This is a genomic window from Streptomyces sp. (genome assembly GCF_036524955.1).
Classification (GTDB): Bacteria; Actinomycetota; Actinomycetes; order Streptomycetales; family Streptomycetaceae; genus Actinacidiphila.
Genome location: NZ_DATDBG010000284.1, coordinates 1 through 20,700, shown reverse-complemented (window position 1 = coordinate 20,700; position 20,700 = coordinate 1). Strand labels below are relative to the sequence as shown.

Below are 20,700 nucleotides of genomic sequence, written 5' to 3'. Positions count from 1 at the left end.
GTCGAGGAGCAGAGCACACCCGGCGCGCCCCGGACGGATCCCGGCGCGCCCGCCGTCGTGCCTCCGACCGTCCCGGCGGTGACATCCGAGACATCCGAGACGTCCGAGACGTCCGAGGAGGTCCGGGGGGACGTCCCCGGGACGCCGCCCGCCGCCGGGGCGGCAACGGCCGAGGAAGCCCGGGCCTTGCCGCCGGAGGAGCCGCGCGAGGCCCCGGTCGGGCGCCCGGGCCGGATCTCCCGGCCGATGATCGCCGCCGCGGCCATGGCAGGCGTGGTGCTGATGGGCCTGCCCCTGGGCCTCTCCCGCATCGGCGGTACAGGGCCGCACCACGACCCGCCCGAGCCCCCGCCGGCCGGCTTCAGCCAGCAGGGCGGCGGCACGAACGGCTTCGTGCCGGGCTTCGACGACCACGGAAGTTCGCGCGGCACGGCGGCGGGGGTGGCCCCGGGCGTGCCGGCCGGCCCCACGTCGTCCACCACGCCGTCCCCCAAGGCTTCGCCCCCCGCTGTGGTGGCCGGTGCCCCGGTGACCGTTCCACGGGCCCGGACGGTCACCCGCGGCGCGCCCCAGCCCGCGGTGACCCGGCGGACCGCCCGCTCCGGCAGCGCGCCCGAGCCGGCCCCCGCGACCAGGGCGCCGGCCCCCGTGACGTTCCGGGCCGTCGCCGGGCCGTGGTGCTCCACCAGCGGCGTCGGCTTCACCCACTACAACTGGTTCACCGAGGGCCAGGACGGCTGGAACGTCTCCACCAAGGGCGGCTGGACCGGCGACAACTGCCGGGGCAGCTACGTCGCCATGCCGATGTCGGGCGACGCGCGCAGGGACATGGACAGTTCCGCCGTCTGGACCTTCACCACCGGCGCGGTCTCCCGTGGCACGTGCCAGGTCTCGGTGTACATCCCCGGCAACAGCGACATCAAGGTGGTCGGCGGCAGGCCGGCGTACTACACCGTCCAGAGCCAGTTCGCCCCGGGCAGCGGCACCATCGGCTCGTTCTCGATCGACCAGACGGCGCATCGCGGCCAGTGGGTCGGCGCCGGCACCTTCCCGGTGAGCGACGGCCGCATCGCCGTGATGCTGCACGACCGGGGACTCGACTGGTCGGGCACCACCAGAACCTACGCCCATCTCGCGGCGGCCCCCGTGCGGGTGACCTGCACCGCGTGAGCGGCCCCGCAGACGGCCCATCAGATCAGGACGACGCAGGACGAAGGGAAGACCGAGGATGTCGCGCCATGTGCTGACCGTGTGCGCGGAGTCGCAGGGCGGCTCCTACCGCACCATCGGCGAGGCCCTGCAGGTGGCGCGCAGCGGAGCGGTGATCTCCGTGCGACCCGGCCGGTACGAGGAGAACCTGGTGATCACCAAGATGGTCACCATCACCGCCGAGGAGTCCAGGGGCAGCGTCAAGGTCTCACCGAGCCAGGGCGTGGTGGTGCAGGTCGTGGCCGAGGCCGTCCAGCTCACCGGCCTGGTGCTGCAGGGCCAGGACGACGACCTGCCGACCGTCGACGTCCCCCGCGGGCAGGCCGCACTGCAGGACTGCGAGGTGATCGGCAACTCCTGGACCGCCGTCCTGACCCGGCAGCAGGGCTCGCTGGCGATGCGCGGCTGCCGGGTGATCAACCCGGCCGGGGCCGGCATCGTGGAGACCTCCAGTGGGACCAGTGTGATCGAGGACTGCGTCATCGAGCACCTGGCCACCTCCGCCGTGGTGATCGGCGAGCGGGCCAACCCGGTGGTCCGCCGCTGCGTCCTGCGGGACGCCCGCGGCAACGGCGTGTGCGCCAACGGCCAGGGCCGGGGCTCGATCGAGGACTGCGAGATCTCCGTGACCGACAAGCCGGCCCTGGCCCTTGAGGAGAACAGCTCGACCCGCGTCCTGCGCACGACGGTCCGGGACGTCCTGGTGGGCGCCTACATCAGCTCCGGCTCCCGGGTGGTGCTGGAGGACTGCACCGTCACCGGGACGGCTGGGCACGGCATCGTGCTCGCCGCCGGCACCGACCCCGAGCTGCGCCGCTGCCGCACGTCCCGTACCAAGGGGCACGGCATCCACGTGACCGCCAGGTCCCGGGGCGTCTTCCACGAGTGCGAGGTCAGCGGGGCCGAGGGCGTCGGGATCTGGGTCGGCGAGTCGTCCGGCCCCTCCTTCAGCCGGGCCGCGGTCCGGGACTGCGGCGACGCCGGGGTGCGGTTGGCCGGCGACAGCGTGCCCGAGTTCGACCGGCTGGAGGTCCGCGACGTGGCCGGTACGGGGGTGAGCGTCCAGGAGGGCGCCAACCCGCTGCTGCGCCGCCTGACCGTCCTCGACGTGCGCGGCCACGGCGTGGAGGTGGCGCGGGGCGGGCGCGGACGGCTGGAGTCGTCCGAGATCGGCTCGACCGGCCAGGCGGGCGTGCGGATCGCCGAGGGTGGCAACGTGTACGTCGGCAGCACCTCGGTACGGGACTCGGGTTCGGCCGGGATCTCGGTCGGCGGCGGCGGCACCGCCACGCTGCGCGACTGCGACCTGGCCGACTCCGCGCAGGACGGCCTGGTCGTGGAGGACGGCGGCGAGCTGACGGCCACCCGTTCCCGGGCACGCGGCAACCGCCGGCACGGCGTCATGATCGCGCCCGGCGCCCGGGCCGGCCTCACCCAGTGCGAGGTGGCCGACAACTCCATGGACGGCATCCGGATCGAGTCCGCCGAACCGGTCCGGGTCACCGACTGCACGGCGACCGAGAACCGCGGCTCCGGCCTGCGGCAGACCAGGCCCAGCTCACGGCTGGCGGTGCAGGGACTCAGCAGCCGGGACAACGGCGCGCCGGACGTCCACGGCTCCGCCACCGCCGAGGTCTCGGACCGGAGTCCGGGCGAGGCGATCGCCCAGGAGACGGTCCTGACGGACGGGGTGCCCGCCCGGGTCGACCCGGAGGGCCCGCTGGCCGTCCTGGAGGCCCTGGTCGGTCTGGACGGGGTCAAGAACCAGGTCGCCACACTGGTCAACCTGAACCGGCTCGCCAAGCGGCGCGAACTGGCCGGCATGCCGGCCCTGCCGATGAGCCGTCACCTGGTCTTCGCGGGTCCGCCGGGCACCGGCAAGACCACGGTGGCCCGGCTCTACGGCAGCATCCTGGCCGAGCTCGGTGTGCTGCGCGGCGGCCATCTGGTGGAGGTGGCCCGGGCGGACCTGGTCGCCTCGATCATCGGCGGAACGGCGATCAAGACCACGGAGGTGTTCAAGGAGGCGCTGGGCGGCGTGCTCTTCCTGGACGAGGCGTACACCCTCTCGCAGGGCGGCGGGAGCGGACCCGACTTCGGGCGGGAGGCCATCGACACCCTGGTGAAGCTCATGGAGGACCACCGGGACGACATCGTGGTGATCGTCGCCGGATACTCCGAGCAGATGCGCGGCTTCCTGGACTCCAACCCGGGCCTGGCCTCCCGTTTCAGCCGGACCGTCGAGTTCGCGAACTACTCGGACGACGAGCTGACCACCATCGTCGAGACGGCCGCCGCCGGACACGGCTACGAGCTCGCCGAGGGGACCCGGGAGACACTCGCCGCCCACTTCGCACGGATGCCCAAGGGCGCGGACTTCGGCAACGGCCGGGCGGCCCGCAAGGTGTTCGAGGAGATGGTGGACCGTCAGGCCTCCCGGCTCGCGGTCCTGCCGGAGATCGGCGACGCCGACCTGGCGGTGCTGCTGCCCGGGGACGTCGACGCCGAGACCGCGGCGGCGCTGGCCCGGCCCGCCGCCGGGACCGAGGCCGCCCGGAGCACCGAACTCCTCGACGAGCTGCGGGCGATGACCGGTCTGCCGGCCGCCAAGGAACAGGTCGAGGACCTGGTCAACCTGATCAGGCAGGTCCGCCGCCGCGAGGAGGCCGGGCTGCCCACCGCGAAGATCAGCCACCACCTGGTCTTCGCCGGTCCGCCGGGCACCGGCAAGACCACGGTGGCCCGGCTCTACGGCCGGCTGCTGGCGGAGCTGGGTGTGCTGCCGGGCGGCCAGCTCGTCGAGACGGCCCGCGCCGACCTGGTCGGCCGCTTCGTCGGCCACACCGCGCAGCTCACCAAGGAGGCCTTCGAGCGGGCGAGGGGCGGTGTGCTGTTCATCGACGAGGCCTACACCCTTACGCCGCGCGGCGGAGCCGGCAACGACTTCGGCCAGGAGGCGGTGGACACCCTGATGAAGCTGATGGAGGACCACCGCGACGAGGTCGTGGTGATCGTCGCCGGATACCAGGAGGAGATGCGGGGCTTCCTCGCCTCCAACCCCGGGCTCGCCTCCCGCTTCTCCCGGCACATCGCCTTCGAGCACTACGCGGACGAGGAACTGGTCGAGATCGTCAGGCGGCAGGCCGGGACGGCGGGCTACGTCTGCGTGCCGGAGACCGTGCAGGCGCTGCTGGCCCTGTTCGGCTCGGTGCCGCGGGACCGCAACTTCGGCAACGGCCGGTTCGCCCGGCAGACCCTGGAGACCATGATCACCCGCCAGGCGGGGCGGCTCAGCCGGCTGGAGGTCGGCGACCTGTCGGAACTCAGCCTGCTGCTGCCGCAGGACCTGCCCGTCACGCCGGCCGGACGGCTCTCGTGAACGGCCGGCGCACAGCTCGGGTGCTCGCCGCGGGCGTGCTGTGCGGCACTTTGCTGCTGTCGGCCGGGACCGCCCTGGCGGACACGGCGTCACCGGTGCCCTCGCCGTCACCGGGCGCCGAGCCGACCTCCCTTCCGGGCGTGGCCCAGTCCCTCCCCGACTTCCGGCAGAACGGCTGCCGCAAGGGCTCCGGCCGGATCACCACGCGGATCCCCTGGGCGCAGGCGTACCTGCGGCCGGAGGCGGCCTGGCCGCTGAGCCAGGGCGGCGGCGTCACCGTCGCCGTGGTCGGCTCGGGAGTCGACGACGCGTCGGGCGCCCTCAGCGGCCGGCTGACCGTGGCACCGCGTCAGTACGACGCGGGCCCGGCGCCCGACTGCGTCGGCCACGGCACGTTCGTCGCCGGGCTGATCGCAGCCGGCCGCGTCCCCGGCGTCGGATTCGCCGGCATCGCGCCGCAGGCGAGGATCCTGGCGGTCGGCGTCACCGATCAGGCGGGCACCACCAACGCCGAACTGCTCGCCCAGGGCATCCGGGCAGCGGTCGACGGCGGTGCCCGGGTGGTCGACATCGCCGCGCCCGCCGCCGCGGGGAGCCCGGCGCTCGCCGCCGCCGTCCGGTACGCCCTCGACAAGGGGGCCGTGGTCGTCGCGCCCGCCACCGCCGACGCCCCCGGCCGGCCGGGGGCGTCCTACCCGGCCGCCTATCCGGGAGTGCTCGCTGTCGCCTCCATCGGCCCCGGCGGCACACCGGGGCAGGACACCCCGGCCGGCCGGGTCGACCTGGTCGCGCCCGGTCAGTCCGTGATGAGCACCGGCCCGGCGGGCACCGGCTATTTCACCGCCACCGGCCCGAGCTGTGCCACCGCCTTCGTGGCGGGTGCCGCCGCGCTGGCGCTCGGCCACCGCCCCCGCCTGACGGGCCCGCAGCTCGTCCACCGCCTGGAGTCCACCGCCTACCACGCCGGTACGGCCGTCCCCGACCCGCGGGTCGGCTACGGCACCGTCGACCCGGTCGCCGCGGTCTCCGCCGTCCTGCCCGAGGAGCGGGACGGCGCCGTGCCGCCCGCCCTGGCGACCGGTGACGACCTCGCCATGCCGCCGGTCGCGGGCCGCTCCGCCGCCGGCGGGGCCTTCCTGGTCGGGGGAGTGGCCCTCGCGGTGACCGCCCTGGTGGCCGGAGCCGGCGCCGTCCTCCCGCGCGGCCGTCGCCGCGGCTGGCGGCCCGGCGGCCCCTGACGGAACTCCCGGCCGCGTTGGGCGCGACCCGGATCCGGGACGAATTCCCAGCTCAGGCCGCTAACGCGAGCCTCGTTGGAAGCATTGGCCGTTCGTTGGTGACGCGTTGGACGCCCCTGCGACTCTGATGCCGGTGAGAAGGTCGCGAGGTAAGGGGAGAGCGATGATGACGGCACCCGGCACGACGGCGCAGCGGCAGACACTGGACCAGGAGACCCTGGCCGAGCTCTACCGGCTGCACGCTCCCCACCTGCTGCGGGCGCTGCTCCGGCTGGCCAACGGCGACCGCGGCAAGGCCGAGGACATCCTGCAGGAGACCTTCGTCCGCGCCTGGCAGCACCCCGAGGCGATCTCCCGCGGTGCCGAGTCGGCCCGGCCCTGGCTTTTCACGGTGGCCCGGCGTATCGCCATCGACCACTTCCGGATGCAGGCCGCCCGTGCCCGGGAAGTGGCCGACGAGGCCTGCGAGGAGCACACGACCGGCCACGACCCGTACGACGAGGTGCTCGCGGCCCACGAGATCCGCCTCGCGCTCGCCGAACTCCCCTCGCACCAGCGCGAGGTGCTGGAGCAGTTGCATCTGAAGGGCCGTTCGGTGGCCGACGCCGCCACCGTCCTGGGCATCCCGGCGGGAACCGTGAAGTCCCGTCACTTCTACGCCGTCCGGGCGCTGCGCCCGGTGCTGGAGAGACGCGGCCTGCTGGCCTTGCGGTGAACCGCCCGCACAGGCGGGCTGTACGGCGACCCGCCGGTCCGGGGACGGCGAGCGCCGGCCGGGCGCGGGTGGCCAGGCCGGACAGGGCGCCGACAGCGCCGACAGGGAGGCCGGTGGCCTCGGCCCGGCCCGGAGGACGTCTTCCGGCACCGAACCGCCGGCGCGGCCGACCCCGTACTACCCGATGACGAGGCAACGGGCGATCCAGAACCCGGCCGCCATCGATGGGAGGAGACCCATGGCCTGGTACCAGGGACCATGCCGGATCACGGTGACCGCGGTAGCGGCCGACTTTCCGCAGCGGGCCGTCGTGACCCTGAGCGGCGGTGCCACCGTCGTGATCCCCGGCACCGCCGGTGAGAGCCGGCTGATCGACGCCGCGGGTTTCCACCTCGCGCTGGAACACGAGCACGGGGGCACCTGGCGCCCCAACATCCGCGCTCTGCAGAGCAGGTGGACGTACGTCGAGGGCGGGCGCAGCCAGGTCATCCGCAGCAAGGACGTGGACTGGCCGGGCGACCGGGCGGAACGCAACTTCGTCCTCCGCGTCGACCGGCTGGACGGCGAGCAGGAGGCCCCGGGGACGCCGATGGCGCGCCGGGCGGTCACCGAGTCCACCGACGCCCGGCGGACGGAGACCGGCGTACCGACCTCCTCGGCCATGCGCACCACCTCGGGCCACGGCGCGGACCCCGGCTTCGGTGTGCCCGCGCCGCGCACCACCACCTCGGGGGAGGGCGCGGGTGTGCCGCGCACCACCACCTCGGGCCGGGACCACTCGTCCTTCGGATGACCCGTCACCGCAGCGCCGGGGCGACGGCCTTCTTCCGGAACCACGGAGAGGGCTGAACGAGGACCCGCCGATGTCCGGTCCGAGGTGGTCCCGCCCTCGGACCGCGCCGGGAGCCTTTCCGCCCGCTGCCGCCGCGTGCCGTCCGGGGGGTCAACGGATTTGAGCCCCATTCGGTTCGGTTCCCGGGCTTTTTTTCTCCGGAATTATTTTCATTGACAGTTTGACCAGCCGGTTGTCAAGCTGTGCGTGCAGCATCCGGATTGCGCCGGTCCGGTCCGCGGACGGCGCCGTAAGTCCCGCGCGCCCCTTCTTTCTTCGCTGTCGAATACCCCTGCCTACAAGGCATGTTCAGCCTGCCGAGACCCGCTGATCGAAATCCTGGCCGACCTCGCCCGGCCGACAGCGGACGAATCGACACGGTGCGCCGAAAACAACCGACCGTCCCAGAACCGAATTGAGCGGAGCGTGGTCATGAGTTTCCCAGGAGAGAAACGACGGAGCCGCAGGTGAATTCACCGGCTTTCTCGTTCGAGCTCCCCTTTTCGTCAGCGATCAGCCCGCATGTCGAGGAACTGCGCGCACACGCCGACGCCTGGTCGGCGCGTTCGGGGATGCTCGACCTGATCGGCCGCACCACGTGGGCGGGCGGTCGCTTCGAGCGCCTGGTCGCGCGCATGTACCCGCAGGCGCCGCTCCCGGAGCTGCGTCTCGTCTGCGACGGAGTGCTCTGGCTCTTCCTGTACGACGACTTCCTCGTCCCGGGCCAGGAGGGCGACGAGCAGGAACGCGCTCTGAGCTGTGCCGGGCTCACCGCGCGGATCCTGGGGGGAACGGTCGGGACCCGGCCCGACCCGCCGGCCGGTGCGCTGTGGGACCTGCGCCGGGAGTTGCTGGCGGCGGGCCCCGCGCGGTGGTGGCAGCGCTGGGCGGCAGACGTCCAGGACTTCGCCGACTCCCTCCACGACGAGGCGGTCTCCCGGGCGCGGGGTGTGCCGGAGGACGTCGAGGCCTATCTCGCGCTGCGGCGCAGGACCTCCGGCTGGGCCATGCTGACCGACTTCGTGGAGACCGCGGCCGGCCGCGTCCTCCCCCACGACGTGCCGGCGTCGCCCTCGTACGTCGCCGTGCGCCGCGCCGCCGGGGACGTCGCGTGCGCGATCAACGATCTGCTGTCCCTGCGCAAGGAACTGGCGGCGGGAGAGTCCCACAACCTCGTTCTGGTGCTCGCCCGCAACCGCGGATACGACACGGCGGAAGCCGTCCGCGAGGCCGAGCGCTGGATCGCCACCCGCCTGTCCGACTACCGGCAGGCACGCCAGGTGTTCCTCGACGACTGCGCCCACGCCGGGCCGGCCGCCGCGGAACCCGCCGCCGCCTTCGTGCAGGGGCTGGAGTCCCTGATGCGCGGCAGCCTCGACTGGAGCCTGGAATCCGCCCGCTACACCCACGTCCCCGGGAACACCGCGGCGCCGGCCCGGCCGGGCGGAACCGACCGCTCCTGCTCCCACCCGACCGGCGTGCACATCACGAAGAGAGGTTCCGACCATGAGGCTTCCCTGTCGCCGTCCCGGCCTGTCCCCCTGGACTCGGGACCTGATGCCCAGCGGTCTTGACCAGGCCACCGCGCGATTGCGCGCCCACCTGCTCGCCACCGTGGACCCGGCCGGCGCGCTCAGGAGTCCCTGCGACAGCCGCGTCCTGGAAACGGCACTGTGTCTGCGTCTCCTGGAACGCTCGGGCCTGCGCCCCGACGCGCAAGCATCCCTCAAGGCGTACCTCTCCAGGCGCCGTGACGCGTCCGAGAGACTCGACCGGGCACTGGTCACCGCCGCCCTGGAGCAGGCGCAGGGGCTGAGCGGTGCCGGTTTCGGGGAGTTCCTGACCCGGGCCCCGGGCTTCACCAGCCACCGGAAGCAGGCGATGATAACCGGGATCCTGTCGCTGTTCGGGGTGCCCGCCACCGAGCCCGACCCGGCGGTGTTCAGCCACGAGGGCCTGCACATCTGGGCGAAGGTCCAGGTCACCGCGCTCAAAGTGATCACGTACCGTGCTCTGCGGCGCACCGGGGAGCTGCTCGACGGCGATTACGATTTGCTGGCGTCCACCCAGAACCTTCCCGATCTGTGGGAGGGCAACGTCCTGATCCATCTGTCGGTCCTGCACGCGCTGGTCGGGATGCCGGGCACGGCCGCGGTCGTCGAGCACGGGGCGGAGCAGGTGCTGCGCCATCAGCGGGCCGACGGCGGACTCCCGTTCGTGACGGACACCGACACCTGGACCACGGCGACCGGCGGTGTCGCCCTCAGCGCGCTCGGAGCGCCGCCGGCGGCGCTGCACCGCATGGCCGGGCATCTGGTGGGCCAACAGCGGAGCAACGGCGGCTGGGCCTACACGGACCTGGCCGAACAGACCGACGTGGACGACATCTCGGTCGCGACCGAATTCCTGCACGGACTCGACCCCGACCGCTACGCCTCCGCCGTCGACGCCGCGCTGGCGCACCTGCGTGGGATCGTCGGGGCGAGCGGAGGATTCCCCACGTACGTCAAGGACGCGCCGGCCGAGGCGTGCATGACGGCCGCGGCCGTCAACGCCCTCGGCGTACGGTCCGCACTGCACGAGCCGCTGATCCGGGACGGCCTACGGTACCTGGACCGTGCGCAGCACGCCGACGGCTCGTTCGGCCCGGACTGGAGCGCCAGTTCGCTGCACACCGTGTTCCGCGCCGTACTGGCCGCCGGGCAGGGCGGGTCGGAGGCCGGTCCGGAAGCGCTGCGCGTACGCCACCGGGCACTCGAACGCGTCATTGGGACACAGAATCCGGACGGCGGCTGGGGCTGGACGCCGGACCACCCCAGCGACGCGGTCAGCACCGCCTACGCGCTGATCGCGCTGTGCGCGCAGGACGACCCCGGGCCGGTGGCCGCCGGGCTCGGCCACCTGCTGTCCTGCCAACGGGCCGACGGATCGGTCGAGTCGACATCGGACTCCATAGGCCCCCGGCCCTTCGTCTTCCGGGTGGCGGCGCTCGCCGACGTCTTCTGCGGGCTCGCGCTCGGACACGTGGCGAGCCGGCTGGAGCCCGAGCGCGGGCGCGTCACGGCTCCGCGGTACGCCGCCGCGTCGTCCGTCGCCCCGGTCCGGCCGTGAGGGGGTGGGCATGAGACCGGGAACGCGACACGCCGTCCGCCTTTCCTCCGTACCGGCGGGCGCGCCGGGCGAGGGGCACGCCGTCGTCATCGGCGCCGGCATGGCCGGGCTGCTGGCCGCCCACGAACTGGCCGCCCACTACCGCACGGTCACCCTTGTCGACCGTGACCGTATGACGCAGACGCCCGGTTTCCGGCCGGGGGTGCCCCAGTCCCGGCACACCCACCTCCTGCTGGGCCGGGGACTGGAAACGCTGGAACTGCTTCTGCCCGGTCTGGTGCCGGAGCTGATCGCCGAGGGCGGAGTACCGATCGACTGGCCCGGAGACGCGCTGTGGCTGACCCCGGCAGGGTGGTCGGACCGCTTCCGGCCCGGTATGTCCATCGTGTCGGCCAGCAGGGACCTGATCGAGTGGCTGGTGCGGCGCCGGGTGCTGGCGCACCCGCGGATCAGCCTTCTGGAGGCGACGCGGGTGACTGCCCTGGCGGCCGACGACAGCGGCGGCCGGGTGGCCGGCGTGGTGGTCGCCGAGGGCGGTGGGAAGGGCCCTCGCACCCTGGCGGCCGATCTCGTCCTGGACGCCTCCGGACGGAGTTCGGCCGCCCCCCAGTGGCTGGCCGACCTGGGATTCCCCGTCCCCGAGGAGCTGACCGCGCCCTCCGACGTCGGGTACGCCAGCCGCTTCTACGAGCAGCCCGCCTGCGACGGGGACTGGCGGCTCCTGCTGCTGCAGACCAGGCCCCCGCGGCACACCCGCAGCGGGATGCTGCTTCCCGTGGACGGAGGCCGGTGGATGGTCAGCCTGGTGGGCGTGAACGGTGACCACCCGCCGACCGACGAAAAGGGCTTTCTGGAGTTCGCGCGCACACTGCGCAGCCCCGTGCTGTACGACGCCATCCGCACGGCCCGCCCGCTCACGCCGATCCACGGGTTCCGGGTACCGGACAGCCGCCGCCGGCGCTTCGACCGGATGCGGGCCCGGCCCGAGGGGTTCGCGGTGGTCGGTGACGCGCTCTGCTCGCTCAACCCGATGTACGCCCAGGGGATGTCGGTGGCCGCCATGACCGCGCTCGCCCTGCGCGAGGAGCTCGCCGACGGACCGGCACACCGCAGGCTGGGCAGTCGCCTGCAGAACCGGGCGGCCCGGGCCGGCAGCGACGCCTGGCTCATCGCCAGCGGGGAGGACCTGCGCTACCTGCCGCCGGAGGTACGCGGGCGGCGGCTCCCGCAGGACCGTCTGATGACCGCCTACTTCGACCGCGTCCTCCGGACCGCCACCACCGACCGCACGGTCAGCGCCGCCCTGCTGCGCGTGCTCAATCTCCAGAGCGGACCCTACTCGCTCGTCAGGCCGGGGATCGTCCTGCGCGCGCTGGGCCGGAAAGAGCGTCCGCCCACCACCACTGTGCCCGCGCCGGCGGTGCCGCACGCAGAAACGGGGAGTACATCGTGACCGCTCCGACCGCTCCGACCGCTCCGACCGCGCTGACCGCGCTGACCGAGATCCAGGAGGCGGTCGGCCTGGCCCGGCCCGCCGCCGCCTGGTGGGCGGCGCTCGGTGCGCCGGAGCGCCGTCGGCGGCTCCTGACATGGAACGGGACGATCGCGCGGCGGCTGGACGAGCTGGCCGAGGTCGTACGGTCGGAGACCGGCAAGCCGATCGACGACGCCCGGCTGGAGGTGGCACTGGCCCTGGGGCATGTCGGCTGGGCTGCTCGCAACGCCCGGCGGGTGTTGCGGCGCCGCAGGGTCGCCAGCGGCCTGGCGACCCTGGACCAGGCGGCGAGTGTGGAGTACCTGCCGCTGGGCGTGGTGGGCGTCATCGGCCCGTGGAACCACCCGGTGTTCACGCCGCTGGGGGCCATCGCCCACGCCCTCGCGGCAGGCAACGCAGTGCTGTTCAAGCCGAGCCAGTACACCCCGGCGGTGGCCGACTGGCTGCTGCAGTCGTTCCGCGCGGCCGTGCCGGAACAGCCCGTGCTGCAGATCGTCGGCGGGGACGGTGCCGCGGGCGCGGCGCTGTGCGCGTCGGGAGTGGACAAGATCGCGTTCACCGGGTCGACAGCGACCGCGAAGAAGGTGATGGCGCAGTGCGCCTCGACGCTGACACCGCTCGTCGCGGAGTGCGGCGGCAAGGACACGGTGATCGTGGCCGCGGACGCCGATCTGGACGAGGCCGCGCAGGCCGTGGTCTGGGGTGCGATGAACCACTCCGGACAGAACTGCGTGGGCATCGAGCGGGCCCTGGTGGAGGACCCGGTCTACGACGGATTCCTCGCCAGGGTGACCGCCGTGGCGGGCTCGCTGCGCGCCGGCGGGGAGCGCGAGGCGCACTACGGGCCGGTGATCGTCCCCGCGCAACTGGAGGTGATCTCGCGTCACGTCCGCGAAGCCGTCGAGGCCGGCGGCACCGCGGTGGTGGGCGGTCCCGAGTCGGTGCGGCCCCCCTACGTCGACCCGGTGGTCCTCACCGACGTGCCCGACACGTGTGCGGCGGCCAGGGAGGAGACCTTCGGTCCCGTTCTCGTGGTAGGCCGGGTCCGGGACCTCGACGAGGCGGTGGACCGCGCCAACGCGACGGGCTACGGGCTCGGGGCGTCGGTGTTCACCCGCGACCGGCGCACGGCCGCACGGGTGGCGCGCCGGCTCCGGGTCGGCGCGGTCGCGGTGAACTCGGTGATCACGTTCGCGGCGGTGCCGAGCCTGCCGTTCGGCGGCACCGGCGACTCGGGCTTCGGCCGGGTGCACGGCGCCGACGGGCTGAGGGAGTTCAGCCGGCCGCACGCCATCGCCCGCCGGCGCTTCCGGTCACCGCTGCGGCTGCTGTCCTTCGCCCGCAGCCGCAGGGACATGGAGGTGAGCCTGCGCCTCACGCGGCTGCTCCACGGCCGGTCCTGAGCCGTCGGCAGCCGTGGCCATCCGCACCGGCGCGGCGGGAGTAACCACGCCGGGCCCTCCCTCCTCCGAGCCGGCTGCCGCGGGTCGCCGGGGAGGGGCGGCGTCGGCTGCAGGGCGGCGAGCCGCCGGGGCCAACGGGGGTCGGCGATGTCGCTCGGGCCCCCGCGCGCTTGCACGGGGCCGTACTCCTGGTGGTCGAAGTCCCAGGAATCGTTGACCGTCGCGGTGACGCATGCCCACAGGCCCACTCGATGCCGGCCGGCGCGCTGCGGACCTGGACCCGGGAGACGACGTCCCGCGTGGCGGCACCCAGAAGTGCCCGATTCTCTCCGTGACACGGGCATCGCCGTCTTGCCGATGATGATGATGACGGCGCCCGGCTTCCCGCGGACGTGCCGCAGGTGGTGCGCCCACAAGCCGATCGCCGTCATCATCCCCCCACCGCGTCGTACCTCGCCTACGCCGACGACCACCGAGGTGATGGCGAGAACGCCCAGGTCACGGATGTCGGCGAGCGGGCTGGCGAGTGAATCCCGGCTGTCTCAGCCCGGCGCCGGGACGGGCGGAACCGCCCGCCCGGTCGAGGCGGGCGCGCGACCGTGCGGAGGGTGACCGGAGGGTTGCCGAATGAATTCGTTGTCGCGCCGATCTTTACCGCTGGGACCCCGCTGTGTAACGTGCCGCACATCATTCCACAGGCTAAGCGCTTTGCTTCGGAGTCGCAGTGACCTCACAGACCGCCCCGATCTTCTTCCGGCCGCCCGGCGGCTGGGTCGGCGACGTCATCCCGTACTTCTGGGACGGCCAGTTCTGGCTCTACTACCTGCACGAGACCCGCGGCGGGGTCTCCGGCGCGGGCACCTCCTGGCACCTGGCCAGGACCAGCGACTTCGTGCACTACGACTACGTGGGGGAGGTGCTGCCGCACGGTCTGCCGCACGAGCAGGACCTGCACGCCTACACGGGTTCCGTGCTCGAGGTCGACGGCACGCACCACCTGTTCTACACCGGCTCCAACCCGGCCTTCCGCGACGAGGAGACGGGCCAGGTGCTGCAAGCGGTGATGCACGCGGTCAGCACGGACCTGCTGAACTGGACCAAGCTCCCGGACGACACCTTCTACGCGCCGCGGGACCTGTACGACCCGGCCGACTGGCGTGATCCGTTCGTCTACCGGACGCCGGACGGTGAGGGCTTCACCATGCTGCTGGCCGCCCGTGCCCGCTCCGGCCCGAGCCGGCGCCGGGGGTGCGTGGCCCGCGCGGTGTCGTCGGACCTCAGCGAGTGGAAGGTGGTCGCGCCCTTCTCGGCCCCCGCCCGCTTCCTGACCCACGAGTGCCCGGACCTGTTCGAGATGAACGGCCGCTGGTACCTGGTCTACTCGGAGTTCTCCGAGCGGTTCACGGTCAGGTACCGGGTGAGCGAGGGTCCGGACGGTCCGTGGCGTGCGCCGGCCGACGACTCCCTGGACGGCCGGGCCTACTACGCCGCCAAGACGGCGGCCGACACCGAGGGCCGGCGCTACGCCTTCGGCTGGATCCCGACCCGGCTCGGCCTGCGCGACGACGGGGCATGGGAGTGGGCCGGCGACCTGGCGGTGCACGAGGTGACCGCCCGCGAGGACGGCACCCTGATTGTCTCGCTGCCCGAGACCGTACGCCGTCACCTGACCGACGGGACACCGCCCGCCGAGGAGGTACCGTCCGCCGAGCAGACGCCGCAGGCCGGCGTCGCGATCACCGGCGACTGGCGGCTGACCGGTACGAGCGCGGCGGTCACGACCGGCGACGGGCTGGCGACCGCACGGCTCGCCGAACTGCCGGCCCGCTGCCGGGTGACCGCCACGGTGCGGTTCGCCCCCGGCACCCGCGAGTGCGGCCTCATCCTGCGCGGCACCGAGGACTGCGACGAAGGCTACTTCGTACGGCTCGAACCGCACCTCGGCCGGCTTGTGTACGACCGCTGGCCGCGCACGGCGACCGGGCCGGCGCAGTGGCAGATCTCCGGGGACGTGCCGCACGCCGTGGAGCTGGAGCGCCCGGCCGTGCTCGACCCGTCCGTCCCGCACCACCTCGAAGTGATCATCGACGACAGTGCCGGCATCGCCTACCTGGACGGCACCGTGGCGATGAGTTTCCGGATGTACGACCGGCGTACCGGCTGCCTCGGCCTGTTCGTCGGTGACGGCTCGGCGGAGTTCAGCGAGGTGCGGGTCTTCACCGCTCCGTAGGAGCCCAGCGATGTCCAGGTCTTCACTCCCCACCAATGGAGGTGACTGATGAGAAGACATGTGCCCGCCCTGGCGGCACTGCTGCTGTCGGTGCTCACGGCGTGTACCGCCGTGGGCGACCCGGCAGCCGTGCGCGGCGAGGTGACGGGAAGGATAGAGCCACACGAGATCACCTGGCTCAACTCCAGGCCGTCGGACGGCCCGGTGATCCAGGCGGTCCGGCAGGTGGCCGCGGCGTACGCGAAGTCCCACCCCGGATTCCGGCTGAACATCGTCTCCACCCCGGACCGGCCCTCGTACCTGCAGAAGGTCTCCACCCTGGCCGGCGCCAAGAAGCTGCCGGAGCTGTTCGACACCGACCCCACCCCGTTCGCGGAGAAGCTCCGCAAGCAGGACCGGGTCGTGGACGTCGGCGGGCTGCTGGACGAGTTCGGCGCGACCGGCGACTTCCGCCGGCTGGCGCTGGACTACCAGCGGTTCGACGACGGGGGCCTGTACGCCGTACCGCTCGAGTTCGCCATGGAGTACTTCTGGTTCAACAAGGAGGCGTTCACCAGAGCCCGGATCGCACCGCCCCGCAGCCTGGACGAGTTCACCGACTCCTGCGCCGCGCTGCGCAAGGCGGGTTACGTGCCGATCGCGCTGGACGGCAAGGACGGCTGGCCGCTCGAGCGCTACCTCTCCTACTACCCCTTCCGGCTGGCGGCGAACGACTTCGTCAACCACCTCAAGAGCGACGACGCCGCCATGACCGACCGCCCCGGCCGGGCCGGCGCGGAGTTCATCGCGAAGCTCGGCAAGGCGGGCTGCTTCGCCAAGGGCTTCTCGTCCGCCGACTACACCAGTGCCATGGACCTGTTCACCACCGGCCGGGCGGCGATGATCAACATCGGGACCTGGGAGCTCGGCACCCTCGCCACCGAGAAGACTCCCGAGGCCGTCCGGGACGACATCGACTACTTCACCCTGCCCACCACCGAAGACTCGGTCACCGCGTCCAACGACTACGTGATCAGCTCCGGCATCGGCATGGCCGTCAACGCCGACACCTTCGACCCGCTGGTGAAGGACTTCCTGAAGTACCTGGTCCAGCACTACCCGGCCATCTACGCGGCGCTCGGACAGCTCTCTCCGACCGAGAACGTCCGGACCCCGCTGCCGGACAACGCCACCCCGCTGTACCAGCGGGTGCTGGAAGAGGCCGACCGGGTGGGCGACCAGACGGTCAAGCCGTGGGACGCCGTCCTCGACCCGACCACCAACACCATCGTGCAGCAGAACCTGCCGCTGCTGGCCCAGGGCGACATGAGCCCCGAGGCGTTCCAGGACGGCGTCGACCAAGCCGTCCAGGCCAATTCACCCCGTTACTTCCCCAAGTGAGGCCCGTCGTGAGCGATGTCGCCACCGACCGCCGACCTCGCCGGTCCGCACCCCGCACCGGACCCGCGTCCATGCTGCCCGGCCGCCACCGCAAGGCCGTGCTCGTCTTCCTCCTCCCCCCGCTGCTGGTGTACCTGGTGGCGGTCGCCTTCCCGATCGCCGAGTCGCTGTTCCTGAGCTTCTTCCGCTGGGACGGCATCACGGACCTGGAGTTCATCGGTATACGGAACTACCGTGACCTGTTCGGATCCGACAGCACGTTCCGCGTCGCCTTCCTCCACTCCCTGGGCTACCTCGGCATCAGCCTGGTCATCCAGGTCGGCGGCGCGCTGCTGGTCGCCAACGCGCTGACGTACCTGCGGCGCGGGCGCGACCTGCTCAAGACGCTCTACCTGCTCCCGGCGATGCTCTCCACCGTCGCCATCGCCCTGCTCTTCCAGCGCATCTACTCCTTCGAGCCCGAGGGCGCGCTCAACCAGGTGCTCGGCGCGCTCGGCCTGGAGAGCTGGACCAGGCCCTGGCTGTCCGACGTGGGCACCGCCCTGGCGGCCGTGTCCGCCCCGGAGGGCTGGCGGTTCATGGGCCTGTACGTCGTCATCCTGTTCGCCGGCCTCGTCACCGTTCCGCGCGAGGTGGAGGAGGCCGCCCGGCTGGACGGCGCCTCGGAGACCCGGATCTTCCTCCGGATCCGGCTGCCCCACATGCGCCCGGTGCTGGTCACCACCTTGATCATGGCCGTCACGTACGGACTGCGCGGCTTCGACGTGCCGTACCTGCTGACCAACGGCGGCCCGGGAGTGCACAGCGAGCTGCTGACCACCTACATGTACAAGACGGCGTTCGTCAGCACCGACTACGGCTACTCCAGCGCGATCTCCGTGTTCATCGTGCTGGAATGCCTGGTCGCGGTCGCTGTCATCCTCACGCTGTTCAGGCGGAAAGGCGAGAGTCTGGTATGAGCGCGACCACTGTGATCACCGGGAGAGTACGCCGGCTGCGGGCGAGCCGCCCGGCGTCGCGCTCCGACGCCACCAGGGCGCGGCTGCTGTCGCGGGTGCTGCTGGCGCTGGTGCTGCTGCTCCAGGTCTATCCGTTCTACTGGATCGTCACCACCAGCCTGCGGCCGGCGGAGTCCTTCGCCGCCGGCGACGCCTTCTCGCTGCCCACCGATTTCACCTTCGACAACGTCACCCGCGCTTTCGAGCAGGGCGACATCCCCCGCTTCCTGCTCAACAGCGCCGTCGTCACCGTCGTGTCCAATCTGCTGATCGTGGTGCTGGGCATGATGGGCGCCTACGCGATCCAGGTGCTGGGATTCCGGCTGAGCCGGGTGGTGCTGGCGCTGTTCCTCGGCGGCATCGTGGTGCCCGTCCAGGTCGCCCTGGTCCCGCTGTTCATCAACTACGCCAACGTGGGCCTGCTCGACTCGTACCTGTCGATGATCCTGCCGCTGGTCGGCTTCGCCCTGCCGATGTCGATCTTCCTGTTCATCAGCTTCTTCACCTATGTGCCCAGGGAGACCTACGAGGCGGCGGCGCTGGACGGATGCGGTCCCTACCGGCTGTTCCTGCGGATCACCACACCGATGTCCGCGAGCACCATCGTCACCGTGGTGTTCGTCAACTCCATCTTCATCTGGAACGACTTCATCTTCGCCAACACCTTCGTGCTCAGCGAGAAGATGAAGACGGTGCCACTCGGGCTGCAGAGCTACCTCGGCGCCATGGGCTCCACCGACTGGACCGCCACCTTCGCCGCCGTGTCGGTGACGGTGACCCCGCTGCTGCTGGCCTTCCTCGTGTTCAACAAGATCGTGGTCCGCGGTCTTGAGACGGGCGGCCGTGGCTGACCGAGCCGCCCGCCGTATGATCCGTGGGGAACAATGCCGGGCGCAGGGGATCGAGGAGGTTGGCCGGTGGCACGGGCTCCCCGGACACGGACCGGGCGCGTCACCATGCAGGACGTCGCCGACCGGGCGGGCGTCTCCCTCGCCACGGCGTCGTTCGCCATCAACCGCAAGGAGACCACCAAGGTCTCGGACACCACCCGGCGCCACGTACAGGCGGTCGCCGCCGAACTGGGCTACCGGCCCAACGCCATGGCCCGCAACCTCAGCAAGGCCAGGACGTCGTTCATCGGCCTGATCACCGACTCCATCGCCACCACGCCCTTCGCGGGCCAGCTGATCCGGGGGGCGCAGGACGCCGCCAGGGAGCACGACCATGTGCTCCTGATCGCCAACACCGAGTCCGACTCCCTGGCGACGCGCGAGGCGATCGGCATGATGCTGGATCACCAGGTGCGGGGCGTCGTCTACTCGACCTGGTACCACCGGCAGGTCAGGCTCCCCAGCGGACTCAGCGACGTACCGCTGGTGCTCGCCAACTGCTTCACCGGTGACGACCGGGTCCAGTCCTTCGTACCCGACGAGACCGAAGGCGGTCGGGCGGCGGCCAATCTGCTGCTCGACCGCGGTCACCGCCGGGTCGCGTTCATCAACAGTACGGAGCGGGCGCCCTCCACCGTGGGGCGCCTGCGCGGCTACCGGACCGCGCTGCGCGAGCACGGCATCGCCTACGACCCGGGCCTGGTCCTGCCCACCTACCCCCCCGACCAGCGGGGCGGCTACGACGCGGGGCGCCGTCTGCTGAGCCTCCGGCCGCGGCCCACCGCTGTCTTCTGCTACAACGACCGGGTCGCCATGGGCCTGTACGACGCCCTGCGCGAGGAGGGCGTGCGCATTCCCGAGGACCTGGCGGTCGTCGGGTTCGACAACCAGGAGATCATCGCGGGCTATCTCCGGCCGACACTGTCCTCCGTCGGCCTGCCGCACTACGAGCTCGGCCACCGCAGCCTCACCTGGCTGCTGACCGAGGGCCTCGGCCAGCAGCTGCCCGAGCCCACCCGCACGCTGCTGCCCTGCCCGACGGTGGAGCGCCACTCCGTCCAGCCACTCCCCGGCTGAGCCGCACACCGGGCGGCCGGCGAGTCCGGCGGGGTCACCGTCGGACACGCCCCAGGGTGCCCCTCGCGCTCCGCCGCGGTTTCACGGGACTCGTGGAGGGCCGCGATGCCGGCCCTCCGTACGTCCGGGCGGGCCGCGATGCCGGCCCTCCGTACGTCCGGGCGCCCCGCCGTATCCGGGGCGGGGCGGGTGCCAAGGAGGGCCCGCTTCAGCGCAGCTGTTCGACCAGGCGGTCGAGGAAGGCCCGCTGGCCGGTGACGATCTTCTCGCGGGCCTGCCGCAGGTCGAGCCAGGCCGCCCGGTCGATCTCCGGGAACTCCTGGATCCTGCCGGACCCCTTCGGCCACTCCGTCCGGAAGGTGCCGGGGACGGCCAGGCCGGGGTCGAGATCGCCCTGCAGCGCCCATGCGGTGACGACCTTGCCGCCGGCCTGCCGCACCTCGCCGAGCGGAACGAGTTCGCCCTCGGGCGGGGGCAGGCCGAGCTCCTCCTGGAATTCCCGGCGGGCCGCGGCCTGCGGGGCCTCGTCCGGCTGGTACTCACCCTTGATGAGGGTCCACGCGCCCGCGTCGCGGCGGACCCAGAAGGGCCCGCCCATGTGCCCGAGCAGCACCTCGGTGCCGTCCCCGTCCGTGCCGCCTTTCCTGCGGAAGCGCAGGAGTCCGGCGCTGCGCTTGTCCCCCCCACCGCCAGTGTCCCCCCCACCCGGAGGAACGGCCCGTCGGCCGACGGGCCGTTCCTCC

General features: G+C 72.5%; 15 protein-coding genes. 14 read left to right on the top strand and 1 reads right to left on the bottom strand.

All coding sequences use genetic code 11. From position 1 onward, the window contains the following. Positions 1-78 precede the first annotated feature (78 nt). The 14 genes from VIW71_RS22795 (at position 79) to VIW71_RS22730 (ending at position 19,957) form a co-directional block, all read left to right on the top strand. Complete coding sequence (locus VIW71_RS22795) at positions 79-1,170, top strand: hypothetical protein (protein WP_331624381.1); 1,092 nt, start codon at positions 79-81, stop codon at positions 1,168-1,170. A 58-nt stretch (positions 1,171-1,228) separates the two neighbouring features. After that, positions 1,229-4,588 (top strand): right-handed parallel beta-helix repeat-containing protein, encoded by a 3,360-nt coding sequence (locus tag VIW71_RS22790; protein WP_331624380.1) that lies wholly within the window; start codon positions 1,229-1,231, stop codon positions 4,586-4,588. Continuing rightward, positions 4,585-5,826, top strand: a complete 1,242-nt coding sequence (locus VIW71_RS22785; RefSeq protein WP_331624378.1) for a S8 family serine peptidase — start codon at positions 4,585-4,587, stop codon at positions 5,824-5,826. The genes VIW71_RS22790 and VIW71_RS22785 overlap by 4 nt, the downstream gene beginning before the upstream one ends. A 163-nt stretch (positions 5,827-5,989) precedes the next feature. Next, positions 5,990-6,541: a sigma-70 family RNA polymerase sigma factor gene (locus VIW71_RS22780; RefSeq protein ID WP_331624376.1), complete on the top strand. Its 552-nt coding sequence runs from the start codon at positions 5,990-5,992 to the stop codon at positions 6,539-6,541. A gap of 238 nt (positions 6,542-6,779) precedes the next feature. After that, positions 6,780-7,334, top strand: a complete 555-nt coding sequence (locus tag VIW71_RS22775) for a hypothetical protein (RefSeq protein WP_331624375.1) — start codon at positions 6,780-6,782, stop codon at positions 7,332-7,334. A gap of 506 nt (positions 7,335-7,840) precedes the next feature. Beyond that, positions 7,841-8,947: a terpene synthase family protein gene (locus VIW71_RS22770; RefSeq protein WP_331624374.1), complete on the top strand. Its 1,107-nt coding sequence runs from the start codon at positions 7,841-7,843 to the stop codon at positions 8,945-8,947. Beyond that, positions 8,931-10,484 carry a prenyltransferase/squalene oxidase repeat-containing protein gene (locus VIW71_RS22765; RefSeq protein ID WP_331624373.1) on the top strand — a complete coding sequence of 518 codons (1,554 nt, stop codon included), beginning with the start codon at positions 8,931-8,933 and terminating at the stop codon, positions 10,482-10,484. The genes VIW71_RS22770 and VIW71_RS22765 overlap by 17 nt, the downstream gene beginning before the upstream one ends. Positions 10,485-10,494: 10 nt before the next feature. Further along, complete coding sequence (locus VIW71_RS22760; protein WP_331624372.1) at positions 10,495-11,937, top strand: FAD-dependent oxidoreductase; 1,443 nt, start codon at positions 10,495-10,497, stop codon at positions 11,935-11,937. Continuing rightward, on the top strand, positions 11,934-13,382 hold the full coding sequence (locus tag VIW71_RS22755; protein ID WP_331624370.1) for an aldehyde dehydrogenase family protein: 1,449 nt from the start codon (positions 11,934-11,936) through the stop codon (positions 13,380-13,382). The genes VIW71_RS22760 and VIW71_RS22755 overlap by 4 nt, the downstream gene beginning before the upstream one ends. Positions 13,383-14,106: 724 nt before the next feature. Then, positions 14,107-15,612, top strand: coding sequence for a hypothetical protein (locus VIW71_RS22750; RefSeq protein WP_331624369.1), 1,506 nt, complete (start codon positions 14,107-14,109; stop codon positions 15,610-15,612). Positions 15,613-15,660: 48 nt separating this feature from the next. Further along, positions 15,661-16,992, top strand: a complete 1,332-nt coding sequence (locus VIW71_RS22745; protein ID WP_331624368.1) for an ABC transporter substrate-binding protein — start codon at positions 15,661-15,663, stop codon at positions 16,990-16,992. Positions 16,993-17,000: 8 nt separating this feature from the next. Next, the gene (locus VIW71_RS22740) at positions 17,001-17,951 is read left to right on the top strand and encodes a carbohydrate ABC transporter permease (RefSeq protein ID WP_331624367.1); all 951 of its coding nucleotides are present in this window, start codon (positions 17,001-17,003) and stop codon (positions 17,949-17,951) included. After that, a complete protein-coding gene (locus VIW71_RS22735) occupies positions 17,948-18,841 on the top strand; it encodes a carbohydrate ABC transporter permease (RefSeq protein WP_331624366.1) in 894 nt (297 codons plus the stop codon). The genes VIW71_RS22740 and VIW71_RS22735 overlap by 4 nt, the downstream gene beginning before the upstream one ends. A gap of 66 nt (positions 18,842-18,907) precedes the next feature. Then, entirely contained in the window at positions 18,908-19,957 is a 1,050-nt protein-coding gene (locus VIW71_RS22730; protein ID WP_331624365.1) for a LacI family DNA-binding transcriptional regulator, read from the top strand. Positions 19,958-20,165: 208 nt separating this feature from the next. Here the strand turns inward: VIW71_RS22730 and VIW71_RS22725 are convergent, their stop codons facing one another. After that, entirely contained in the window at positions 20,166-20,615 is a 450-nt protein-coding gene (locus tag VIW71_RS22725; RefSeq protein ID WP_331624385.1) for an NUDIX domain-containing protein, read from the bottom strand. Positions 20,616-20,700 lie beyond the last annotated feature (85 nt).

Excerpts from the sequence above, each read along its gene's own strand:
- VIW71_RS22790 (WP_331624380.1), top strand. The coding sequence starts at position 1,229 with ATGTCGCGCCATGTGCTGACCGTGTGCGCGGAGTCGCAGGGCGGCTCC.
- VIW71_RS22780 (WP_331624376.1), top strand. The coding sequence starts at position 5,990 with ATGATGACGGCACCCGGCACGACGGCGCAGCGGCAGACACTGGACCAG.
- VIW71_RS22775 (WP_331624375.1), top strand. The coding sequence starts at position 6,780 with ATGGCCTGGTACCAGGGACCATGCCGGATCACGGTGACCGCGGTAGCG.
- VIW71_RS22765 (WP_331624373.1), top strand. The coding sequence starts at position 8,931 with ATGCCCAGCGGTCTTGACCAGGCCACCGCGCGATTGCGCGCCCACCTG.
- VIW71_RS22760 (WP_331624372.1), top strand. The coding sequence starts at position 10,495 with ATGAGACCGGGAACGCGACACGCCGTCCGCCTTTCCTCCGTACCGGCG.
- VIW71_RS22745 (WP_331624368.1), top strand. The coding sequence starts at position 15,661 with ATGAGAAGACATGTGCCCGCCCTGGCGGCACTGCTGCTGTCGGTGCTC.
- VIW71_RS22735 (WP_331624366.1), top strand. The coding sequence starts at position 17,948 with ATGAGCGCGACCACTGTGATCACCGGGAGAGTACGCCGGCTGCGGGCG.